Source organism: Flagellimonas alginilytica (assembly GCF_042134605.1).
In the GTDB taxonomy this organism is placed as follows: Bacteria; Bacteroidota; Bacteroidia; order Flavobacteriales; family Flavobacteriaceae; genus Flagellimonas; species Flagellimonas alginolytica.
Window position 1 is genome coordinate 696,921 of record NZ_CP169638.1, and the last position, 21,744, is coordinate 718,664.

The window sequence follows — 21,744 nt, forward strand, 5'->3', positions numbered from 1 at the left end:
AGATTTCACGATTTATCTTTGCCGCAAAGTTTTTTGGATTGACCAAAACCCCGATTTCCCAATTATACGAACAGTCTCCCGCACTTGGGAAACTGAGGAGCGCCATTGCCCAATCTCAAAGCAACTCTTCTGCAAGATCACAAAAAATCAATGTAAAAGGACTTGTGGGCTCATCGCTTTCTTTTATGATAACCGACACGTTCAAATCGGCAGACCTACCTTTTCTCCTAATTTTGAACGACAAGGAAGAAGCCGCCTATTATTTAAACGATCTGGAACAGCTCATCGGTGAAAAAGATGTGCTTTTCTACCCCGGAAGCTATCGTAGGCCATATCAAATAGAAGAAACCGATAATGCCAACGTACTTTTGCGTGCCGAAGTCCTAAACCGTATCAATTCCAGAAAAAAACCTGCGGTGATCGTTACCTACCCCGATGCACTATTTGAGAAAGTGGTTACGCGAAAGGAACTCGACAAAAACACACAAAAGATTAAAATTGGTGACGAAATCTCTTTGGATTTCTTGAACGAAGTCCTTTTTGAATATCAGTTTAAACGAGTGGACTTTGTTACCGAACCGGGAGAATTTTCCGTTCGTGGCGGAATTGTGGATGTGTTCTCCTTCTCGCATGACGAACCTTATCGTATAGAGTTTTTTGGCGATGAAGTGGACAGTATTCGAACTTTTGATGTAGAAACACAACTCTCCACGGACAAAGTGAAGAAAATCACGATCATCCCCAATGTAGAGAACAAATTTACCGAAGAGATACGCGAAAGCTTTTTAAAATATGTTTCGGCAAGCACAGTGATATTTGCCAAAAACCTGGCACTGATCTACGACCGAATCGATTCTCTTTTTGAAAAAGCGGAAGAAAGTTTCACCAAATTGAGCCAAGAGATCAAACACGCAAAACCTAAAGAACTTTTTGCAGATTCGATTTTATTAAAAGCACAATTGGAGGATTATTTATGTGTTGAGATAGGCAATTCTTCCGTAAGTTCGGGTGCAGTCGAGAACCAGACAAAAGAACTTAGCTCGGCTACGCTCGGGACGACAGCTTCGATAATCCAATTCAATACTAAACCGCAACCCTCCTTCAATAAAAAGTTTGATCTGCTGATCGAAAACCTCAATGATAATCGGGATGGGGGTTACAACAATTATATTTTCTGTTCCACGGAACAACAGGCCAAGCGTTTTCACGATATTTTTGATGAAGTGGACCAAACCGTCCATTATCAAACCATAATATTCCCGCTCTACCAAGGTTTTATTGATCAAGACCTGAAAATAGCCTGCTACACGGATCATCAAATTTTTGAGCGTTACCATAAGTTCCATTTAAAAAATGGCTATGCAAAAAAACAGGCCATTACTTTAAAAGAGCTCAACAAACTCGAAATTGGGGATTACGTGACCCATATTGACCATGGTATCGGCAAGTTTGGAGGATTGCAAAAAATTGATGTAGAGGGCAAAAAGCAGGAAGCCATTAAACTTATTTATGGCGATCGTGATATTTTATATGTGAGCATTCACTCATTGCACAAAATATCCAAGTACAACGGTAAGGACGGTGCACCACCAAAAATATTCAAACTGGGTTCTGCTGCCTGGAAAAAACTGAAACAAAAGACCAAGGCAAGGGTTAAGAAAATTGCTTTCGACCTTATTAAGGTTTATGCTAAGCGTAGACTCGAAAAAGGGTTCCAATATGCCCCGGACAGCTATCTGCAGCACGAACTGGAGGCATCCTTTATTTACGAAGACACCCCTGACCAAGAAAAGAGCACCCAAGATGTAAAAAAGGACATGGAAAGCGAACGCCCCATGGACCGCTTGATCTGTGGTGATGTAGGTTTTGGAAAAACCGAAGTTGCCATTCGTGCCGCATTCAAGGCCGTGGACAATGGCAAACAGGTCGCCGTTTTGGTACCTACTACCATTTTGGCATTTCAACATAGCAGAACCTTTAAGGAGCGCCTAAAAGAAATGCCTGTATCGGTCGATTACCTCAACCGCTTCCGTACCGCTAAGGAGAAAAAGGATGTCTTGGAACGTTTGGCCGTGGGCAAAATAGATATCATTATAGGCACCCATCAACTGGTGAACAAGAACGTGCAGTTCAAAGATCTGGGATTGTTGATCGTGGACGAGGAACAAAAATTCGGGGTTGCTGTAAAAGAGAAGCTACGTTCCATAAAAGAAAATGTGGATGTGCTTACATTAACCGCCACTCCTATTCCGAGAACACTTCAATTTAGTTTGATGGCCGCTCGGGACCTATCCGTGATCAATACGCCACCGCCCAACCGCTACCCCATCGAAAGTCAGGTTATTCGTTTAAACGAAGAGGTTATACGCGATGCGGTATCCTACGAGATCCAAAGGGGCGGACAAGTATTTTTTATCCATAACCGCATAGAGAACATTAAAGAAGTTGCCGGAATGCTCCAACGTTTGGTACCCGATGCAAAAATTGGTATCGGACATGGTCAAATGGAAGGCAAAAAATTGGAATCCTTAATGCTTTCGTTCATGAACGGCGAGTTCGATGTATTGGTGTCCACCACGATTATAGAAAGTGGATTGGACGTAACCAACGCCAACACCATTTTTATTCATAATGCCAATAATTTTGGGTTGAGCGATCTACACCAAATGCGCGGGCGCGTAGGCAGAAGCAACAAAAAAGCCTTCTGTTACTTTATTACACCGCCTTACGAGGTTATGACCCCCGAAGCAAGGAAACGAATCGAAGCTTTGGAACAATTTACCGACTTGGGCAGTGGTTTTAACATAGCCATGAAAGATTTGGAAATACGAGGAGCGGGCGATCTTTTAGGAGGCGAGCAAAGTGGTTTCATAAATGAGATCGGTTTCGAGACCTATCAAAAAATATTGTCGGAAGCTATAGATGAACTTAAGGAGAATGAGTTCAAAGAATTGTATGAAGAAGTAGAGGGCGACAAAGAAAAAGTATATGTAAAAGAGATGCAGCTCGATACCGATTTTGAATTGCTCTTCCCTGATGATTACATAAACAATATAACCGAACGACTGAACCTTTACACCCAACTAAACAGTGTAGAGGACGAAGTAGGCCTACAAAAATTCGAGGCACAACTAGTAGATCGTTTTGGGGAGTTACCGGAACCTGCCGTGGATTTGATGAACTCTGTTCGTATAAAATGGATCGCCACCCATATAGCACTGGAAAAAGTGATCATGAAAAAAGGCAAGTTTATTGGTTACTTTATTGCCGACCAACAATCCAGTTTTTACCAAAGCCCCGTATTTACCCAAATATTGCAATACGCTCAAACACATCCGCAATTGGTAAAACTCAAGGAAAAACAGACCCGAAATGGACTCCGGTTATTGTTGGTTTTTGATAAAATAACAAGTGTGGAGAAGGCATTGAAAGTGTTGGTGCCGTTTACGCCTTCAAAAGAGAATGTTTCTGCATAAGGTAAGATTTCTCATATCGTTCGAAAGGACTGATACACCACCTAGGTCATTTCGATTGAGTGAAGCGTCCAGCAACTTCAAAATAAAAGAATAAGTCCGTATAGTACGAAATGGCATTCAAACTTAAAAAGCCCCGTAAACCTGCTTTACAAACTCACCAATTTTGGAAGGTTCCAGCCAACGGGTCACGATCACCAAACCACTTTTTTGATCCACCACAATAAAATTGCCCCCAAAACCGGCAGCGTAGAACACATGTTCTGGAACACTGTCCCAATGGCGATCACCCTGTTGGTTTAACCACCACATGTAGCCATAATTCACATTGGGCACGGAAGGCATAGTCGCTTTCTTGATCCAATCCTCACTGATAATCTGTTCATCTTGCCATTTCCCGTTGTTCAAGAATAGGATTCCAAAACGAGCCATATCCTCGGTAGAAATAAAAAGCCCTGCACCTGAGTGTCCACCTCCCGTAACGGATTTCATTTTAATACCATCGATAACGGTCCAAGCATTTTCGTAACCGAACCATCGCCAAGATGTAGTTGCTCCAATTTTATCCATCACCTCTTCTTTGAGCACCATGGGAACAGGTTTTCTCCACACATGGGTGAGCGAATAGGCAAGTACGTTCACACGAACATCGTTATATTCCATTACGGTTCCTGGTTCGTTAAGGGTTCGGTACTTCCAATCGTCAAGACCTCCTTTGCTAGGTGGACGGTCCGCCCAGTCCTTCCCCCCCCACAGCTCGCCCGACCAATCGGAATTTTGTTGTAATAGGTGTTCCCAGGTAATTTTGGAATTATGCTCGCCATCAAAAGTGCCGTCCCAGATATAGTCGCCAACTTTATCCTTGGTGTCGTTGATCAATCCGTGATCTTCGGCAAGACCAGCAACGGTGGACAAAAAGCTCTTGGTAACACTAAAAGTCATATCAACACGTTTGGTATCGCCCCACGATGCCAAAACATAGCCGTTCTTCATAATCAATCCGGCAGGTCCCCCACGTTTTTTGGTCGGACCCAAAATTTGATGAAAAGGCTCTCTCTTGAACCCTTCCAAAATAGCGACCCGCAAATCCCTAGACCCGGAATATTCGTTGGATTTGGCATAATCGACCGCCTTCTTCAAAGTAGCTTTGTCAAATTTAAATTGACCATTCTCAGCTGTTTTCCACATTGCGTAGCGTTCTGGAAAATATATTTCTTGGGAGTTGACATTAAAAGTGATGGCAAATGCGGCAAAAAGTAAGGCCGCAACAAAACTGTTTTTCATTTCAGAAAGGTTTGGATTGGAGAAGTAAGGTAGTGATTGTTACGGAATTTTAAATCATCAGTTCCAATGATGATGTAGATAGATAATGGATTCTGCTTAAAAACAAGAATAACATCTTAGAATTCTTGAGCAATCGAAATCTAAAGATCGATTTTTTACTACCCATCTGTTGTAGGCCTTCGATATTTATGGAAAGGTTGTTTTAGCAAGCCTTTGATGCTGCTGTTCTCCTTTTCATCCGGAAATGTATCCACGCCGTAAACAATATCCTCTGCATCCAAATACATATAGGTACCGAACAACCGGTCCCAAATAGAAAAGATATTCCCGTAATTGGAATCGGTATAGGGCAACTTGTAGTGATGATGCACTTTGTGCATGTCCGGACTTACAATGAACCAACTGATAGTCTTGTCCACTTTTTTTGGCAATCCGATGTTCGCATGGTTAAATTGAGAAAAGATTACCGACAGACTCTGGTACAGCATTATTATTCCTATGGGCGCACCAACGATTAAAACACCTGCCAAAGTAAAAGCGTAGCGTATTAAACTTTCCAATGGATGGTGCCTGTTGGCGGTAGTGGTATCCACATTGTGGTCGGAATGGTGCACCAAATGTACCATCCATAAAGGTTTTACTTTGTGCTCCACCCAATGAGCTGTATATGCCCCGATCAAATCCAGAAGCATTACCCCTAAAAGCACATAAAGCCACAACGGCATTTCGGGCAACCAATTAATGATCCCGAACCCATTCTCCACAGCCCAGTCAGACGATTTTAGGAGCAAGAACGCTAAAGGAAAGTTCACGATTATCGTTGTGATCGTAAAAAAGAAATTAGGGACGGAGTGCTTCCATTTTTTGTAAGGCGCGTTGAACAAGGGCACAATACCCTCCAAAATCCAAAAAAAAGTGATTCCTCCTACCAAAATTAGGCTTCGATGCCACGAAGGAATCGTTTCAAAATAAGAAATTATCTGTTCCATTCCTTCAAATATAACAAATCATCAAAATTTTATGGATTTTTTCATTTCTTCCACAATATTGAAGGCCGCAGGGCAAATGGCCACATTCTTCAGGGTCAAATGGGCAATCTGTTGGAACTTTTTTCGGTCCGTATGCGGAAACTCACGACATGCCTTGGGCCGAACGTCGTAAATGGAGCAATAATTATCGGCACCCAAAAACGTACAGGGTACGGATTGCAGTACATAATCGTTCTCTTCATCCATTCGCAAAAACTCATCTATGAATTGTGAAGGTTTCATCCTAAAATGTTTTGCTATCCTCTCGATATCCGCAGTGGTAAACAATGGACCCGTGGTTTTGCAACAATTGGCACAATTAAGGCAGTCGGTACGCTCGAATTCGCTCTCGTGCAAATCCTGCATTGTATAATCAAGGTTTTTGGGAGGACGCTTTTTTAGTTTAGCAAAGAATTTTTTGTTCTCGGCATGTTTTTCCTTTGCCCGTTGCGCCAACTCCTTAAGTATTTCGTCCATAGTGCACAAACTTATCCATTTTAAACCTTTCAATGCAATTAAAGTCCCACCTTTGCAAAAACAAAACACCCAAAATGGCAGATGCTTTTGGAAAGGCGGTATTAGATTATCAAAAAGGCCTATATACGGAAGACATTAAAACCTTTTCATCTTTAGATGAAGAGGATGTTATGCCTGTCCCCTATTTGTTCCGCAGCTTCCATAAAATGCCCAAAATAGAACAAAAGGCCCTTGAGTTGGCACGGGGAAAGGTCCTGGATATTGGTGCAGGTGCCGGAAGCCACTCCCTGTATCTTCAAGAAAAGGGATTGGATGTTACAGCCTTGGACAATTCCAAAGGATGTATAGCGGTATGCGAGGAGCGTGGCATAAAATCTGTGGTTTTAGGCAGCATATTGGAGTATAGCGATACCCGTTTCGACACCTTGCTATTGTTGATGAACGGAATCGGTTTGGCCGGAAAATTTAAAAATTTAAGTCACTTTTTAAAGCATTTGGCCTCATTATTGATGCCCAATGGTCAGGTTTTAGTCGATTCCAGCGACATAATTTACATGTTCGAACAGGATGATGACGGTGGTTATTGGATTCCGGACAATGGCGATTACTATGGCGAAGTAAAGTTTAAGATGGAATATAAAGGAATGGAAACCGATGAGTTTGATTGGGTCTATATAGACTTCAATACCCTAAAAAATGCCTGTGAATCGAATAATCTTAATTGTGAACTTGTACTATCTGGGGAACACTACGATTATTTGGCCAAACTAACGTTAAAAAAGTAATAGTTTCCCATTTAGAACGTTGATATACTAATTCTCTTGTTATGAAAAAAATTGCTCTTTGTGCCCTATTCTGTGTTGGATTATTAACGAGCTGCTCCAAGAGTTCGGACGAAAGCACCACTAGCGAATCCAGTACCAATCTTAAAGCTGGGAACCTATTGACCACGGGCGCGTCGGCAAGAGACCTATTATCCAACGAAAATTTTGACAAGCTTATAATCGAAATTGCATATGTTGCCGGTTTTGAGCCTACATTTGAGGCCATTTCCAATTTTGAGGACTTTTTATTGGAAAGAACCTTTAAGGAGAATATAGAATTCAAGTTTACCTCACTTTCCACACCATCCGAAGAAACCCTTACCCTAGATGAAGTTGTAGACCTGGAGGAAAAAAACAGGACCCAGTACAACAGCGAAAATGCCATTGCGGTATATATCTATTTTGCCGACGCACCATCCGATAGTGATGATGAAGATGAAGGATTGGTCACTCTTGGCGCCGTCTACCGAAATACATCCATGGTCATTTATCAATCCACCGTGGAGGATATTGCAAACCGCAGCTCGTTCGTAACCATAGCCGATGTGGAGACTGCTACCTTACTACATGAATTTGGCCATTTGTTCGGTTTGGTAAACTTGTCCACACAATCTGTAAACGACCACGAAGAAACCACGGAAAATGAGGACGGGAATCAGGAAGGCACCAACCATTGTAATGTTGAAGGCTGTTTAATGCGTTCTGAATTGGAATTCGGGAGCTCCATGCTCAAACAGATGGAGAAAAACGCCTCCAAAGGATTGGCCACTATTCCCGATTTTGATGCCGAATGCATTTTGGACCTTCAAAAGTACGGTGGTCGATAAATTGCCAAAAAATTAAGGGATATTTAAATATTTGTGGGTCTGTAAAGATACTTTCCATTTAGGGTTCTTCATTACATAATCCACAATTTGTGGCACCATTTTATCCCTAACGCTCCACTCGGGCTGTAAATACAAAATACAGTTCTCCCCAACTTGTGCCGCTTGCTCTTCCGCAAATATAAAGTCGTGTTTATTGTACACAATTACCTTTAGTTCGTGTGCTTTTTTGGAAATATCCCCAACAGGGAGCTTATTTTTTTTTGGCGAAAGACAAATCCAATCCCAAACCCCTGTTAAAGGATAAGCCCCGGAAGTCTCGATATGTGTCTTCATGTTTTTGGCCTTTAGGCCATGGGTCAATGGTCCCATATCCCAAGTCAGGGGTTCACCTCCTGTAATCACAATGGTATCGGAGTACTTTTCGGCGTTTGCGATTATGCTATCGATGTGTGTAGGAGGATGTGTTTCCGCGTTCCAGCTCTCCTTTACATCGCACCAATGACAACCCACATCACAACCTCCCACCCTTATAAAATAAGCGGCCGTACCTTTATGATATCCTTCACCCTGAATGGTATAGAATTCTTCCATGAGCGGCAACATGGTACCTTTCTCCACCAATTCCATTACATTTTCTTTTACCATGCCGCAAAGATAATCCTCTTGGGCCGTTTCACCTATTTTACGGCAATAACATCGATTTCTATCTGTCCGTTGGCAGCAATGCCCTTCGCGGCAAAAGTGGTCCGAGCAGGCTTTTTGGTAAAATACTGGACATAAATTTCGTTAAAAGCCGCAAAATCATCAATATCTGCCAAGATCACGGTACATTTCACCACATTGTCCAAAGTCAAATTGTGCTCCTCAAGGACCGCTTTTATATTTTCAATAGCTTGTTTGGTCTCGGCCTGGATACCGCCATCAACAAGGGTACGCGTTGTATGGTCCATTCCAATCTGCCCGGCCAAAAAATACATATTGCCAGCTTCAACCACATCGCTAAAGGGAGCTTTCTGTTTTTTAGGTTCGTGCGAATTATGGAAAATAAGTTCGGTGGTTTCCTGTGCATAAGTGGTTGCAACAAAGCCGCTCAACAAAATTGCCAAGATGGTGTACTGAAAAGGTTTCATGATCTCGTTTTTAGTATTGCCTAAAATTACCCTATTTTTATCGCAAATTGAACAGCGATGGGCAATAAAGAAAAATTCTTTGAACATATAGCACAGGGATACGCCATGAAAGGCGATTACATTACCATGGGTGCCGGTATGTTGGATGGTGAAACCATCACCGATGCACATATAAAGATTCCTTTAAAAATGATGAACCGTCACGGACTCATCGCAGGTGCAACGGGAACCGGTAAGACGAAGACCCTACAAGTGCTTGCAGAGAATTTATCCGACAAAGGAATCCCGGTTTTGCTCATGGATCTAAAAGGAGATTTGAGCGGTATCGCCCAACCAAGCCCCGGCCATCCTAAAATTGATGAACGGCACGAAAAGATCGGGCTTCCATTCGAACCCAAAGGTTTTCCTGTAGAGATTATGTCACTATCCGAACAAGATGGGGTACGCCTGCGCGCCACTGTTTCCGAATTTGGCCCTGTACTTTTATCCCGTATTTTGGATTTGACAGTAACCCAAGAAGGTATTGTTGCCGTAGTATTTAAATATTGTGACGATAATAAATTACCCTTGCTCGACCTAAATGATTTTAAAAAGGTACTGCAATATGCAACTGGTGAGGGCAAAAAAGAGTTTCAATCGGCTTATGGCCGTATATCCACAAGTTCCACAGGGACTATTTTAAGAAAGATCATCGAGCTCGAACAACAGGGAGCCGATTTGTTTTTCGGGGAAAAATCGTTCGAAGTGGACGATTTGGTCCGTATTGATGAAAACGGACGAGGATTTATCAATATAATCCGTTTGACCGATATTCAGGACCGTCCCAAACTCTTCTCAACCTTTATGTTGAGCCTTTTGGCGGAAATTTATGCCACCTTCCCAGAGCAAGGCGATAGCGACCGACCCGAATTGATATTGTTCATAGACGAGGCACACCTTATTTTTGACAATGCCAGCAAAGCGCTTTTAGATCAAATTGAAAGTATTGTAAAACTAATTCGCTCCAAAGGAATAGGGTTGTATTTTGTAACCCAAAACCCGACCGACGTGCCGGACGACGTACTGGCACAATTAGGATTAAAGGTGCAACATGCCCTACGTGCTTTTACGGCCAAGGACCGAAAAGCCATCAAGCTCACGGCGCAGAACTATCCCATTTCCGAGTTTTACGACACAGCCGAGGTACTTACCTCTTTAGGAACCGGGGAAGCCTTGATCTCCGCTTTGGACGAAAAAGGACGCCCCACTCCACTGGCAGCAACCATGATGCGTGCTCCTATGAGTCGAATGGATGTGTTAAGCGATTCCGAGATCAAAGAGGTTTTGGACGCCTCCAAATTGATAAAAAAATACAATGAGGAAATCGATAGGGAAAGTGCTTACGAAATCCTGAGTGAAAAAATTGAAAAAGCTGAAAAGGAGGCAGAGAAAGAAAAAGAAATAAAACAAACTTCCCGCAGAACAACCTCAACACGAAGAAGCACCAGAATGAACCCTGTGGTCAAAGTTTTGACCAGTGCAACATTTATCCGGGGGGTTTTGGGCGTATTAAAAAAAGTGATTCGATAATAATTCAAATGAAAAGAACAATTAGCATATTGACCCTAATTTGCGGCATTGCAGCAATACAATCCTGTAAAAAGGACACCACGTTTTTAATTACCGAAACCAGTGTAGGCCCGCTGACCCAAACTACCAGAGTTGCAGACATAAAAACTGTTTTTGTGCAAGATTCGGTCGTAGCCGATTCTACACAGATCAACCTGGGGGTATCACCAAAAAAAATGGAGGTTTACGAAAAAGGCGGCAAACACCTTTTAACCCTAAAGGCGAATTCCGATAGTATCCCTACAATTGAAAACGTAAGGATCATGGACCCAAGGTATGTTTCGGACAAAGGTGTAAGCTTGCAAAGTACCTTCAAGGACATCCAAAACAGTTACGATATCAAAAAAATTGTGACCACATTGAACAGTATTGTTGTTTTTCCAAAAGGAAGCAATCTTTATTTTACCATTGATAAAGAAGAACTGCCCGAGAGCCTTCGTTTCTCATCTTCCAATATTGAAGCGGTACAGATACCCGATGAAGCTAAAATAAAATATTTGATGGTGGGTTGGGAATAGACCCAAAATCCTTGTCCCCAAATGAAAAAAGCACTTAACAAAATAATTCCATTGGTCTATGGGCAGTACTACAATGCCTATACATGGATAGCTCCGAAAAAAGCGGCCCAAAGTGCCTTTCATACGTTCAGTACAGTAAGAAAGGGAAGGGTTAAACCAGAACAGGCCGATTTTTTGAACGGGGCCAAGTTTACTATTGAAAAAGTTGTGGGACATCAAATACAGACCTACCATTGGCCCGGAAACAAAGAAACCGTTTTGCTGGTACATGGATGGGAGAGCAACACCTATAGATGGCGCAACCTTATTAAGAAACTACGGGAAGCCGGTTTTAATATCATTGCTTTTGATGCTCCTTCGCATGGGTACTCCTCCGGGAAACATCTATACGTACCACTATATGAAGAAGTGGTAAACTACATGGTGCTAAAGCACGACCCTAAGCACCTTATCGGCCACTCCATGGGCGGGATGACCATTGTTTACAACCAATATAAAAATCCCAAAGATTCCGTTGAAAAGATAATCACGATTGGAGCCCCTTCCCAGATTCAGGATTTTATCGACCATTTTCAAGATTTGTTAAAATTGAACAATAGGGTAATGAAGAATCTGGACAATTATATCGAAAATCGTTTTGGGTTTAAAATCGACCAATTTTCTACAGCGGAATTTGCCCAGTCCATCAGTAAAAAAGGTTTGCTTTTTCATGATAAACTAGACAAGATAGCACCCTACAATGCATCGGTATCGGTAAGTGAAAAATGGAAAAACAGCAAATTGATAAGTACAGAAGGGCTTGGCCATTCGATGCACCAAGACAATATAAACGACCAGATCATTTCATTTTTGGAGGGTTAAAAAAGTTGTTCTATTTTTCATAAAAAATAGAGACCATGCAAAGCATATCACCTTTTCACGTTGCCGTACCCGTTCATAATTTGGAAGAATGCCGCACTTTTTACCGGGATGTTCTTGGATGCGAAGAGGGTCGAAGTGCCGAACATTGGGTAGATTTCAACTTTTTTGGTCACCAATTTGTAATTCATTACAAGCCTAAATCGGACGAAAAGACCCACACCAACCCAGTAGATGGGAAAAATGTTCCTGTACCCCACTACGGTGTTGTATTGCCCTGGGATACCTTTGAAACATTTTCCAAAGGTTTGATCGAAAAAGGAATCGAATTTGTAATAGAGCCCTACATTAGATTTAAGGGTGAGCCCGGGGAACAGGCCACCATGTTCTTTTTAGATCCTGCCGGTAATGCCTTGGAATTTAAAGCCTTTAAGGATATGGGACAATTGTTTGCAAAATAAGCTATACCAGGTTCAACCCTTTTTTACGAACCCACAAATGGGCAAAAATCATATTGGGCACCCAGCACAACCAAGCCACTATTTTGTAGGCCAATACAAATTCTCGAAAAATCAAGGTCAGGATAGGCAACCAAATCCGTAGAGTGACCGCAGCAAAACATGCCGCGTAGCTGTAAATCATCAATCCTTGGTGGAGCGATAGATCTTTGTTTTTAACGGCAATATAGGCCCTTATGGTCGTGAACAACCAAATAACGCCCAAACAAATAAACCCTATTGAAGAAACTATACCTCCTGTAGCAAAAAAACCAAGATAAACACCACATAGACCGCTTGCCACTGCCGAGACTATATAAACCTTACCTACATTGCGATGTACCAGCAATCGTTTGGTCCTAATTTTTTTTACAAATTGCAACCAACCGATCATCATAGCCAAACCTCCAAAACTGATATGTCCATAAAAGGCGAAATTCCATAAAGTACTGGACAGCAACTCATCCGATTTGTTCATTAAGATACCAAACTCCTCCGTTGCAAATAGGTAAATTAATGGGTACAGACCAATACCAATGGCCAATAAAACGAAGACCACCCATGCCGCTTTATTCCGTACCGATTGAGCCATATTATTGGTTTTGCAAGAAGTAAGTTATCGATTATTTGGGGATAAAAACAAGAATTTACAAGGTAATTCGTTATAAATGCAATGATTAGGCCCTTATGCCTTGCCCAAATCCTACAATTATGAAGACAATTCTACTTTTGATCACCTTGGTCTTTTCCGGTATGGCCGTGTCCAGTTGCACCAATGATGAAGACGATACGGATTTTCAGATCATAAACCCCGAGGAAGAGCAACAAACTGCTTTACAACTGGAACAGGAAAACGCAGACTGACCTATTTGGCGTTGTGGCGCTCTCTTGCCAACAATGTGTTTTTCAATAACATTGCAATAGTCATAGGGCCTACGCCACCGGGTACCGGGGTAATATAGGATGCTTTTTTACTGACATTTTCAAAATCAACATCTCCCGTAATGTAGTACCCTTTTTCGTATGTATTATCTGGAACACGGGTAATCCCTACATCGATAATGGTAACCCCCTCTTTTACCATATCGGCCTTAAGAAACTTTGGAACGCCCAAGGCAGAAATTACAATATCGGCCTGTAGAGTGAGCTCTTTTAGGTTTTTGGTCCTGCTGTGGGCCAAGGTTACGGTGGAATTTCCGGGACTTCCTTTTTGGCTCATCAAAATACTGATCGGCCTACCTACAATGTGGCTTCTACCGATTACAACGGTATGTTTGCCTTCGGTTTCTACCTGATAACGTTTCAACAACTCCATAATTCCGAATGGGGTAGCCGAAACAAAAGTTTCCATGTCCAAGGCCATTTTCCCAAAATTGGTGGGATGAAAACCATCCACATCTTTATCCGGATCTACGGCCATAAGAACTTTTTCCTCATCAATATGTTTGGGCAGTGGTAGTTGCACAATGTAACCGTCGATATTTGGATCATTGTTCAATTGATCTACTTGCTTTAGCAATTCTTCTTCGGTGGTTTCTTCTGGCAAATGTATCAATGTGGATTCGAACCCTATTTTTTTGCAGGATCTTACCTTGCTCCCAACATAGGTTAGGCTAGCACCATCGTTACCCACCAAAACGGCTGCCAAATGAGGGACTTTTTCCCCTTGCTGTTTCATTTTGGCCACCTCAACGGTGATTTCTTCTTTTATCTGGTTGGATACTTTTTTTCCGTCAAGGATTTTCATGGATTGTGTTGGTTTTCTCTTTTGATTGGGGTTAGCGCATGTTCTGCATCATCTGCATCATTTTTTTGCCTCCACCGCCTTGCATCATCTTCATCATTTTGCTCATTTGATCGAACTGTTTTAGCAATTGGTTTACTTCTTGAATTGAAGTACCACTACCTGCCGCTATACGTTTTTTTCTACTGGCGTTCAGTTTGGAAGGTGTGGATCGCTCATCGGGGGTCATGGAATGAATGATGGCTTCGATATGTTTAAAGGCATCGTCATCAATATCAAGGCCTTTTAATGCTTTGCCGGCACCTGGGATCATTCCCATAAGGTCTTTCATGTTCCCCATTTTCTTGATTTGTTGGATCTGACTCAAGAAATCGTCGAACCCAAACTTATTTTTGGCAATTTTCTTTTGGATCTTGCGTGCCTGTTCTTCATCGAACTGCTCTTGGGCACGTTCCACCAAGGAGACCACATCTCCCATACCAAGGATACGGTCGGCCATACGTGATGGGTGGAACACATCGATAGCTTCCATTTTTTCACCAGTACCGATGAACTTGATGGGCTTGTCCACCACGGATTTAATGGATATGGCAGCACCACCTCTGGTATCACCATCGAGCTTGGTTAAGATAACTCCATCAAAATTCAACACATCGTTAAATGCCTTAGCGGTATTTACGGCATCCTGACCCGTCATGGAATCCACTACGAACAATGTTTCTTGGGGTTGAATGGCTTTATGGATGTTGGATATCTCCGTCATCATCTGCTCATCCACGGCCAATCGACCTGCGGTATCTATGATCACCACATTGCACCCGACGCTCTTGGCGTGTGCAATACCTGCCTTGGCAATGGCCACAGGGTCATTGTTATCGCGATCGGAATACACCTCCACGCCAATTTGATCGCCCACTACGTGCAACTGATCTATCGCCGCCGGACGATATACATCACAAGCTACCAAAAGGGGCTTCTTGGTTTTCTTGTTTTTAAGATAATTGGCAAGTTTTCCAGAAAAAGTGGTTTTACCGGAACCTTGCAGACCGGACATTAAAATTACGGATGGGTTTCCGGAAAGGTCTATTTCCTCTGCATCTCCGCCCATTAGCTCGGTGAGCTCGTCCTTTACCAACTTTACCATAAGTTGCCCTGGCTGAAGCGTGGTCAATACATTTTGACCCATTGCTTTTTCCTTGACGGTATTGGTAAATTCTTTGGCTATCTTAAAGTTGACATCGGCGTCCAACAAAGCCCTGCGGACTTCTTTGAGGGTCTCCGCAACATTGATTTCCGTTATCTGACCATGTCCTTTTAGGACGTGTAATGCCTTATCTAATTTTTCACTTAAATTATCGAACATGTGTTCTTTGTTTTAAAGGAGGCACAAATTTAATAATAATATAAAAGAAAAAGGACGGCTTTGGGGTGAGCCGTCCTTCTTTTGGAAAAAAGATTGGGGATAATCTTATGGTTTTTCAAAAACCAGGGTTTCTACTGTACCATCGTCGCTCTCATCTTTTAGTTCTATTCTGGTTGAAGTAATGGAAATAACTTTCCAATCTTCGGTCAATTCTCCCAAATCGTACTCGAAATCAAAGTTGAGGTAAAATTTTAAGCCTTCTTCGGAATCCCTAACTATTCTCCATAGTCCTTCGGCAATAGGATCGGCATTTATGGACACATCTACTTGGTGATCGGCGGAAAAATTAAAATCCATTTCGGCATAAGTAGCGGTCAAATCCGTTTCCCCTTCTTGATACAAAGCTACATTCCAGGTTCCGCCCATGGCTATGTTTCTAATTTCGGCCACATCTCCATCATTGGCACTATCGTCACATACCCGTAGGAGTACCATTTCGTGGTCAGTCTCTTCAATTTCGAACTCCAAGCGGGTTTCCAGCATTTCCCTGATAGGCCACTCAAAACTTACTCCTGGCTCGTCCCCGATCGAAATCATCAAGGATAGCTTGTATTCGCTATTGAATCCGACTTGCCAAGTTCCCTGCATGGTTGTAACGCCATTGCCCAGAGATACGCTTCCATCGGCCGTGAACTGGAACTCGTACCCTAGCAACCTTTCTACATCTTCTCCTTGGTTCTCCACCTCTTTTATGATCCACTCACATTCCAAAAGTAAATTTAGAAATGCTTCCCTATTTATGTTGCCATCGTCTTCACAAAACCTTTTGAGCACGATTTTGTTACCGCCATCTTTATATAGTTTGATGACTCCTTCTTCCAGTTCGTAAACGTACCATTCGGAAGTAAAATCCGGGAAATCCTGAAAATTTAAATCAAGCTGTACGCCTTGATCTGTATTGCTCGTACTCCATGTACCCATAACCTGATCTGTTGTGGAAGTTGAGAAATACACAGTGCCATCCGCATTAAATGTCAACAACCGCTCAATATACTGGCCTGTATTATCTACTTCGTTACGGATCACTTGCCTTACCTGCAATGGACACTCCATCAATAGCTCGTCCAATTCTTCTACTGTAAAATCATCATCGTTATAATCATCGTCGTCATCTTCATCGCACTCGTTTTTGGCCATTTCCAAAGCGGCCGCCAATTCGCTGTTGCCATTGATTACAACTTCTGTTCCATCATATTTTTTAAGGGTAATGGGAAACTCGATACTAATGAGTTCATTGTCCTCCAGATCAGCAAAAAACCTTCTCATTTCTTTGTCGCTCTCCACTTGAAATTCTCCGGTGACCTGGTTTTGCAAATCAAACTTGAACATAGTGATCGGGTAGACGAAATCGATACATTCGATATCGTCGTCGTCACCACCTTCCAGACATTCCCTGGCCAACGCTTCCAACTGATCTTGGCTTTCGATATTGATTTCACTAAAATCCGACAGGGTAATCACAATGGGAAAAATAATATCAAGAATGTCCTGATCGCTATCAAGCTCATCAAAAATTTCTTCGACAACCTCAAGGTCTTCCTTGGAGTCTATGGTCACCTCTACACCATTTACATTTACGGTATACGGAAATTGAACGGCAAAACAGCTTGCACCGTCCACGATATTGTCGTAGGAGCCATCATTGGAAGATGTGTTTTGGATCAAGATGGCCGTTGAGGAGTTAGCAGCTATAGTTTGTTCTTCGTTGCCGCCGCCAACTTCTTCATATTCTTCTTGGCATGCCGACATACTGAAAACAAGTACAACCAATGCTGCGCGCAATATATTGCTAATTAACTTTTTCATAATAACTGAACTTTTGGGGTTATAATTCAATATTGAAACAACACTCTAAAAAAAAACCCTACTTTTCCTTAAAATTTTTCAAATATATTTGGAGGGGTAAACAAATTCGGGTTTATGGACAATGTTTGTGAAGACCATATTTTTAGTGAAGTTTTTAAGACACACTCCAGGACTGTCTTTAATTTTATTTTCTACAAGTTCGGAAATGAGGAAAAGGCCCACGATGCCGTACAAGAGGCTTTTGTGAAACTTTGGCAGAACTGCGCCAAAGTTAGCCACGACAAAGCTAAATCTTACGTTTACACCGTGGCCAACAATTTGTATTTGAATGTAATAAAAGCAGAAAAGGTAAGGTTAAAACATGCCGGCAGCCTGGTTAACGACCGCACCAATGAATCCCCTGAGTTCTTGATGGAAGAAAAAGAATACAAGGAAAAATTGGACAATGCATTGAACGCCCTTCCGGAAAACCAACGCACTACATTTTTATTGAACCGCGTGGATGGAAAAAAATATGCAGAAATTGCCGAATTGGAAGGTGTGAGCGTAAAAGCAATCGAAAAACGCATGCATTTGGCCCTTAAAAGTTTGCGCGAACATATCGACGGCATTTAATTTATTAATTAAGAGGTAGGGTATTTTTTAGATCAGTTGTTTAACTAGAGTAAAGCATAGAAACCATGCAGGAAAATTATTTGGCAAAATGGCTTAGTGGAGAGCTTTCCGGTGAAGAACTCAGGGAATTTGAGAGTTCTCCGGAGTATGCTTCGTACCAAAAGCTCAAAATCGCTTCCGAGAAGTTAACAGCACCCGAATTTAATGCTGATCTTGCTTTGCAACGCTTAAAAGATGAACAAATTTACAATACTCCCAAGGTCATTACCCTTAACCCGTTCAAGAAATTTCTAAGAGTGGCAGCGGTTATCGCTGTTTTGATTGCTGGTTCGTATTTTTATATCAGCACAATTAACGAAAGCGTAAGAACCGAATTCGCCGAACGCTCCGAAGTTGTTCTGCCCGATAATTCAGAGGTTTTCCTTAACGCAGGATCCAGAATATCTTACAGTAAAAAGAATTGGGACAAAAACAGAAATATTGAACTGGAAGGCGAAGCTTTTTTTAAGGTTGCCAAAGGAAAAAAGTTTACTGTTTCCACAAAACATGGAGCTGTTACTGTTTTGGGAACCCAGTTCAATGTGGAAAATAGAGATGGCTTTTTTGAGGTAACCTGTTTCGAAGGGTTGGTCAGCGTAACCCATAACGAACAAGTTACCAAGCTACCTGCAGGTAGCGCTTTTATGGTGGTCAACGGTAAAATAGTGAACACGGGTACCCCAGAAGGCACTGTTCCATCTTGGATGAACAACGAAAGTAGTTTTGAAAGCGTTCCTCTTACCTACGTCTTCGCCGAGCTGGAAAGGCAGTTCAACATTAAAGTTAGCACAAAAGACATCGACACAAACCTCTTATTTACAGGGTCTTTTAACAACACAGACCTAAATATGGCGTTAAAAAGTATAAGCACACCCTCCAAAACAAGATTTAAAATAGACGGAGACAACGTACTTTTTTATGCTGGGAACAAACTACAATAAGCATTTTGGGCTCATCTTAGGTTTATTGTTTTTTCTGTTTTGCCATGTTAATGCACAGGAAAAACAACCGACTTCCGTTGGCCTTATCCCGTATTTAAAAACCTTGGAAAATAGATTCGACGTAAAGTTCTCTTACATTGACAAGGATTTGGAAGGGCTCAATATTACTATTCCCGAGAACTTAAATACGCTAGGGCAAATCCTAACATTTATCGAAAGTACTTTCAATATCGACACGGAAAAATTGAATGATAGATACTACGCCATCACCAAAAACGACCGAGTGGATCTTTGTGGCGTGGTCTTGGATAATTTTGCCGAGAATACGGTGATAGGTGCCACTGTGGAAGTTTTAGGGACCAAAATCGCCAAAATAACCGATTCGGACGGTTCTTTTATATTGAGAGACATCCCCAGAAACAGTTCCCTTAAGATTAGATATCTTGGCTATATCACCAAATATGTTCCCATAGAAAAGCTCTTGCAGCAAGGTGATTGCCCCAAAATATTATTGGCCCAATATTATGAGCAACTAGATGAAGTATTCGTTTATAAATATCTTACTTCTGGAATTATTAAAGAAAATGATGCGAGCATAACCTTGAACACTGCCGAATTCGGTATTCTACCCGGCCTGATCGAACCCGATATCCTGCAAACCGTTCAAGCTTTGCCAGGCATAAAAAGTATCGACGAAACCGTTTCCGATATCAATGTCCGAGGTGGCACGAACGACCAGAACCTTATTCTTTGGAATGGTATAAAAATGTATCAATCAGGGCACTTTTTTGGGTTGATTTCAGCCTTCAACCCATACCAGACAGATAAGGTCACCATCTACAAAAACGGAACACCATCCAATTTTGGCGATGGGGTAAGCAGTGTGATCCAAATGGAAACCGGCAATACCATAACCGAAACCTGGAAAGGTGGTGCAGGCTTTAATTTGATCAGTGGCGATGTTTACGCCGAAGTTCCCATTGCACCCAATTTGGGAATACAGTTCTCAGCACGTCGCTCTGCAACCGATTTTTTGAGTACTCCCACCTACAAACAGTTCATCAACAGAGCCTTTCAGGATAGTGAAATTACCCTGCAAAACAACAATACGGTAGATGATGAATTTGCTAGGGACGAAGATTTTTTCTTTTACGATTTTTCAGGAAAAATTCTTTATGACCTCAATAACGCGCACAAAATCAGACTGAGTGCCATTCATATTAAAAACAACTTAAAATTCGAAGAGACCAATATCGATGCCAACGAAACCAATGTTAGCCTATTAAAACAAGACAATATTTCCGTAGGAGGGCAATTGCAAAGCCAATGGACGGATAGGTTTACCTCCCACCTCAATCTATATTACTCCAAATATAATTTGGATGCACAAAATGTGTTCGCCAATCAGGTACAGCAATTGTTCCAGAACAATCAGGTCACCGAAAACGCACTAAAGTTCGATACCAACTATATGATCAACGATCAATTTAGTTGGAACAACGGTTACCAATATATTGAAACGGGGATCACAAATGCCACCATAATCAATCAACCGGATTTTAATAGCGAAATTAAAGGGGTTATCCGAACACATGCCCCTTATTCCCAGCTGAATTACAGTTCGTTCGACAACACGTTTGTTGGAAAAGTGGGAGCACGGTTCAATTTTGTGGAAAATCTGGACACTTTTAAAAAATTACTAATAGAGCCACGGCTCAATTTAAATTTTAAGCTGGCCAATTATGTAAGAGCCGAAATATTGGGCGAATTTAAAAGCCAGGCCACAAATCAGGTGATAGATTTGGAGCAAAACTTTTTGGGTATCGAAAAACGACGATGGATCCTGTCCAACGATGATACACTGCCGGTAACCAAGAGCAAGCAAGGTTCTGTTGGACTCAATTACGAAAGGAACAATTTTTATATCGGTATTGAAGGGTTTATCAAAAATGTGGATGGTATCAGTACAAGTACCCAAGGATTTCAGAACCCCTACCAGTTTTCCGGAGAAATTGGGAGTTACAAGGTTAAGGGACTAGAGTTTCTTATCAACAAAAAAGGGGACAATTATAGTACATGGTTGAGCTATGCGTACAACAAAAACGACTACACGTTCGATTCCATTGTACCTAAACGTTTCCCAAACAACTTGGATATTCGGCACACGGTCACATTTGCGAGCACCTACACCTACAAAAATCTAAAACTGAGTATGGGTATCAATTACCGAACGGGTAAGCCTTATACGGAACCTGTTGAGGGGGACGAAGGACTTGATGAAGAATTCTTTCCGCCCAGAATCAATTTTCAATCGCCGAACAATAGCCGTCTACCGGAATATTTTAGGGCCGATGCATCCGCCATCTATAATTTTTCGATAAGCAGGGCCATCCGTGCCAATGCAGGACTCTCCATTTTAAATATTACCAACCGAAGAAACACCCTGAACAAATACTATCGGGTAAACGAGGACAATGAAATTGAAACCATTGAAAATTTTTCTTTGGGTATTACACCCAATGTGAGTTTTAGGGTTAGTTTTTAAATCGAGATTTTTCGATTGCGCCCTAAACGGCCTACGCAAATTTGTGAGCACTCAAATAATTCGCAAAAAATACCTAAAGCACTTTTATAAAACCATCGAATACGCTC

20 protein-coding genes are annotated in these 21,744 nt (G+C 41.8%); 11 read left to right on the top strand and 9 right to left on the bottom strand.

Translation table 11 applies throughout. The features are described 5' to 3' along the window. Nucleotides 1-38 precede the first annotated feature (38 nt). On the top strand, nucleotides 39-3,476 hold the full coding sequence (mfd, locus tag ABTP35_RS03090; protein WP_293293966.1) for a transcription-repair coupling factor: 3,438 nt from the start codon (nucleotides 39-41) through the stop codon (nucleotides 3,474-3,476). Nucleotides 3,477-3,599: 123 nt separating this feature from the next. Here mfd and ABTP35_RS03095 read toward each other — a convergent pair whose 3' ends face one another. From ABTP35_RS03095 to ABTP35_RS03105, 3 genes are all read right to left on the bottom strand, one after another. Further along, on the bottom strand, nucleotides 3,600-4,757 hold the full coding sequence (locus ABTP35_RS03095) for a serine hydrolase (protein WP_252080504.1): 1,158 nt from the start codon (nucleotides 4,755-4,757) through the stop codon (nucleotides 3,600-3,602). Nucleotides 4,758-4,915: 158 nt separating this feature from the next. After that, nucleotides 4,916-5,746 carry a sterol desaturase family protein gene (locus tag ABTP35_RS03100; protein ID WP_293293962.1) on the bottom strand — a complete coding sequence of 277 codons (831 nt, stop codon included), beginning with the start codon at nucleotides 5,744-5,746 and terminating at the stop codon, nucleotides 4,916-4,918. A gap of 21 nt (nucleotides 5,747-5,767) precedes the next feature. Further along, nucleotides 5,768-6,262, bottom strand: coding sequence for a YkgJ family cysteine cluster protein (locus tag ABTP35_RS03105; protein ID WP_224837474.1), 495 nt, complete (start codon nucleotides 6,260-6,262; stop codon nucleotides 5,768-5,770). Between the two features lie 74 nt (nucleotides 6,263-6,336). Between ABTP35_RS03105 and ABTP35_RS03110 the strand changes: the two genes are divergently transcribed. Then, nucleotides 6,337-7,047 carry a class I SAM-dependent methyltransferase gene (locus ABTP35_RS03110; RefSeq protein WP_293293959.1) on the top strand — a complete coding sequence of 237 codons (711 nt, stop codon included), beginning with the start codon at nucleotides 6,337-6,339 and terminating at the stop codon, nucleotides 7,045-7,047. 41 nt (nucleotides 7,048-7,088) lie between these two features. Next, nucleotides 7,089-7,913: a hypothetical protein gene (locus tag ABTP35_RS03115; protein ID WP_293293957.1), complete on the top strand. Its 825-nt coding sequence runs from the start codon at nucleotides 7,089-7,091 to the stop codon at nucleotides 7,911-7,913. Between the two features lie 12 nt (nucleotides 7,914-7,925). Here ABTP35_RS03115 and ABTP35_RS03120 read toward each other — a convergent pair whose 3' ends face one another. Continuing rightward, nucleotides 7,926-8,558 (bottom strand): 7-carboxy-7-deazaguanine synthase QueE, encoded by a 633-nt coding sequence (locus ABTP35_RS03120; RefSeq protein WP_293293955.1) that lies wholly within the window; start codon nucleotides 8,556-8,558, stop codon nucleotides 7,926-7,928. 32 nt (nucleotides 8,559-8,590) lie between these two features. Next, a complete protein-coding gene (locus tag ABTP35_RS03125; protein ID WP_252080509.1) occupies nucleotides 8,591-9,043 on the bottom strand; it encodes a Rid family detoxifying hydrolase in 453 nt (150 codons plus the stop codon). Nucleotides 9,044-9,100: 57 nt separating this feature from the next. Here ABTP35_RS03125 and ABTP35_RS03130 point away from each other — a divergent pair, with 57 nt between their 5' ends. From ABTP35_RS03130 to ABTP35_RS03145, 4 genes are read left to right on the top strand one after another with little or no spacing between them, the layout of a single operon-like run. Further along, nucleotides 9,101-10,612, top strand: a complete 1,512-nt coding sequence (locus tag ABTP35_RS03130) for a helicase HerA-like domain-containing protein (protein WP_293293952.1) — start codon at nucleotides 9,101-9,103, stop codon at nucleotides 10,610-10,612. Nucleotides 10,613-10,620: 8 nt separating this feature from the next. After that, entirely contained in the window at nucleotides 10,621-11,169 is a 549-nt protein-coding gene (locus ABTP35_RS03135; protein ID WP_293293950.1) for a hypothetical protein, read from the top strand. 21 nt (nucleotides 11,170-11,190) lie between these two features. Further along, the gene (locus ABTP35_RS03140) at nucleotides 11,191-12,030 is read left to right on the top strand and encodes an alpha/beta fold hydrolase (protein WP_293293948.1); all 840 of its coding nucleotides are present in this window, start codon (nucleotides 11,191-11,193) and stop codon (nucleotides 12,028-12,030) included. A 35-nt stretch (nucleotides 12,031-12,065) separates the two neighbouring features. Beyond that, nucleotides 12,066-12,488 carry a VOC family protein gene (locus tag ABTP35_RS03145; protein WP_293293946.1) on the top strand — a complete coding sequence of 141 codons (423 nt, stop codon included), beginning with the start codon at nucleotides 12,066-12,068 and terminating at the stop codon, nucleotides 12,486-12,488. A 1-nt stretch (nucleotide 12,489) separates the two neighbouring features. Here ABTP35_RS03145 and ABTP35_RS03150 read toward each other — a convergent pair whose 3' ends face one another. Then, nucleotides 12,490-13,116 (bottom strand): DUF2306 domain-containing protein, encoded by a 627-nt coding sequence (locus ABTP35_RS03150; protein WP_375334451.1) that lies wholly within the window; start codon nucleotides 13,114-13,116, stop codon nucleotides 12,490-12,492. Between the two features lie 119 nt (nucleotides 13,117-13,235). Here ABTP35_RS03150 and ABTP35_RS03155 point away from each other — a divergent pair, with 119 nt between their 5' ends. Continuing rightward, the gene (locus ABTP35_RS03155) at nucleotides 13,236-13,388 is read left to right on the top strand and encodes a hypothetical protein (protein WP_252080514.1); all 153 of its coding nucleotides are present in this window, start codon (nucleotides 13,236-13,238) and stop codon (nucleotides 13,386-13,388) included. 1 nt (nucleotide 13,389) lies between these two features. Here ABTP35_RS03155 and folD read toward each other — a convergent pair whose 3' ends face one another. The 3 genes from folD to ABTP35_RS03170 form a co-directional block, all read right to left on the bottom strand. Beyond that, entirely contained in the window at nucleotides 13,390-14,271 is an 882-nt protein-coding gene (gene folD, locus ABTP35_RS03160; protein WP_293293941.1) for a bifunctional methylenetetrahydrofolate dehydrogenase/methenyltetrahydrofolate cyclohydrolase FolD, read from the bottom strand. Between the two features lie 31 nt (nucleotides 14,272-14,302). After that, nucleotides 14,303-15,631: a signal recognition particle protein gene (gene ffh / locus ABTP35_RS03165; RefSeq protein ID WP_224837462.1), complete on the bottom strand. Its 1,329-nt coding sequence runs from the start codon at nucleotides 15,629-15,631 to the stop codon at nucleotides 14,303-14,305. A gap of 105 nt (nucleotides 15,632-15,736) precedes the next feature. Beyond that, a complete protein-coding gene (locus ABTP35_RS03170; protein WP_293293938.1) occupies nucleotides 15,737-17,497 on the bottom strand; it encodes a hypothetical protein in 1,761 nt (586 codons plus the stop codon). A gap of 114 nt (nucleotides 17,498-17,611) precedes the next feature. Between ABTP35_RS03170 and ABTP35_RS03175 the strand changes: the two genes are divergently transcribed. The 3 genes from ABTP35_RS03175 to ABTP35_RS03185 all read left to right on the top strand — a co-directional run bounded on the left by ABTP35_RS03175 (nucleotide 17,612) and on the right by ABTP35_RS03185 (nucleotide 21,637). Then, nucleotides 17,612-18,112 (top strand): sigma-70 family RNA polymerase sigma factor, encoded by a 501-nt coding sequence (locus tag ABTP35_RS03175; RefSeq protein ID WP_293293936.1) that lies wholly within the window; start codon nucleotides 17,612-17,614, stop codon nucleotides 18,110-18,112. A gap of 65 nt (nucleotides 18,113-18,177) precedes the next feature. Continuing rightward, on the top strand, nucleotides 18,178-19,092 hold the full coding sequence (locus tag ABTP35_RS03180; protein WP_293293934.1) for a FecR family protein: 915 nt from the start codon (nucleotides 18,178-18,180) through the stop codon (nucleotides 19,090-19,092). Beyond that, entirely contained in the window at nucleotides 19,070-21,637 is a 2,568-nt protein-coding gene (locus ABTP35_RS03185; RefSeq protein ID WP_293293932.1) for a carboxypeptidase-like regulatory domain-containing protein, read from the top strand. Before ABTP35_RS03180 ends, ABTP35_RS03185 begins: the two co-directional genes overlap by 23 nt. Nucleotides 21,638-21,744 lie beyond the last annotated feature (107 nt).

Excerpts from the sequence above, each read along its gene's own strand:
- ABTP35_RS03100 (WP_293293962.1), bottom strand. The coding sequence starts at position 5,746 with ATGGAACAGATAATTTCTTATTTTGAAACGATTCCTTCGTGGCATCGA.
- ffh (WP_224837462.1), bottom strand. The coding sequence starts at position 15,631 with ATGTTCGATAATTTAAGTGAAAAATTAGATAAGGCATTACACGTCCTA.
- ABTP35_RS03105 (WP_224837474.1), bottom strand. The coding sequence starts at position 6,262 with ATGGACGAAATACTTAAGGAGTTGGCGCAACGGGCAAAGGAAAAACAT.
- ABTP35_RS03125 (WP_252080509.1), bottom strand. The coding sequence starts at position 9,043 with ATGAAACCTTTTCAGTACACCATCTTGGCAATTTTGTTGAGCGGCTTT.
- ABTP35_RS03150 (WP_375334451.1), bottom strand. The coding sequence starts at position 13,116 with ATGGCTCAATCGGTACGGAATAAAGCGGCATGGGTGGTCTTCGTTTTA.
- ABTP35_RS03135 (WP_293293950.1), top strand. The coding sequence starts at position 10,621 with ATGAAAAGAACAATTAGCATATTGACCCTAATTTGCGGCATTGCAGCA.
- ABTP35_RS03155 (WP_252080514.1), top strand. The coding sequence starts at position 13,236 with ATGAAGACAATTCTACTTTTGATCACCTTGGTCTTTTCCGGTATGGCC.
- ABTP35_RS03115 (WP_293293957.1), top strand. The coding sequence starts at position 7,089 with ATGAAAAAAATTGCTCTTTGTGCCCTATTCTGTGTTGGATTATTAACG.
- ABTP35_RS03175 (WP_293293936.1), top strand. The coding sequence starts at position 17,612 with ATGGACAATGTTTGTGAAGACCATATTTTTAGTGAAGTTTTTAAGACA.
- ABTP35_RS03145 (WP_293293946.1), top strand. The coding sequence starts at position 12,066 with ATGCAAAGCATATCACCTTTTCACGTTGCCGTACCCGTTCATAATTTG.
- ABTP35_RS03110 (WP_293293959.1), top strand. The coding sequence starts at position 6,337 with ATGGCAGATGCTTTTGGAAAGGCGGTATTAGATTATCAAAAAGGCCTA.
- ABTP35_RS03180 (WP_293293934.1), top strand. The coding sequence starts at position 18,178 with ATGCAGGAAAATTATTTGGCAAAATGGCTTAGTGGAGAGCTTTCCGGT.
- ABTP35_RS03120 (WP_293293955.1), bottom strand. The coding sequence starts at position 8,558 with ATGGTAAAAGAAAATGTAATGGAATTGGTGGAGAAAGGTACCATGTTG.
- ABTP35_RS03170 (WP_293293938.1), bottom strand. The coding sequence starts at position 17,497 with ATGAAAAAGTTAATTAGCAATATATTGCGCGCAGCATTGGTTGTACTT.
- folD (WP_293293941.1), bottom strand. The coding sequence starts at position 14,271 with ATGAAAATCCTTGACGGAAAAAAAGTATCCAACCAGATAAAAGAAGAA.
- ABTP35_RS03130 (WP_293293952.1), top strand. The coding sequence starts at position 9,101 with ATGGGCAATAAAGAAAAATTCTTTGAACATATAGCACAGGGATACGCC.
- ABTP35_RS03185 (WP_293293932.1), top strand. The coding sequence starts at position 19,070 with ATGCTGGGAACAAACTACAATAAGCATTTTGGGCTCATCTTAGGTTTA.
- ABTP35_RS03095 (WP_252080504.1), bottom strand. The coding sequence starts at position 4,757 with ATGAAAAACAGTTTTGTTGCGGCCTTACTTTTTGCCGCATTTGCCATC.
- ABTP35_RS03140 (WP_293293948.1), top strand. The coding sequence starts at position 11,191 with ATGAAAAAAGCACTTAACAAAATAATTCCATTGGTCTATGGGCAGTAC.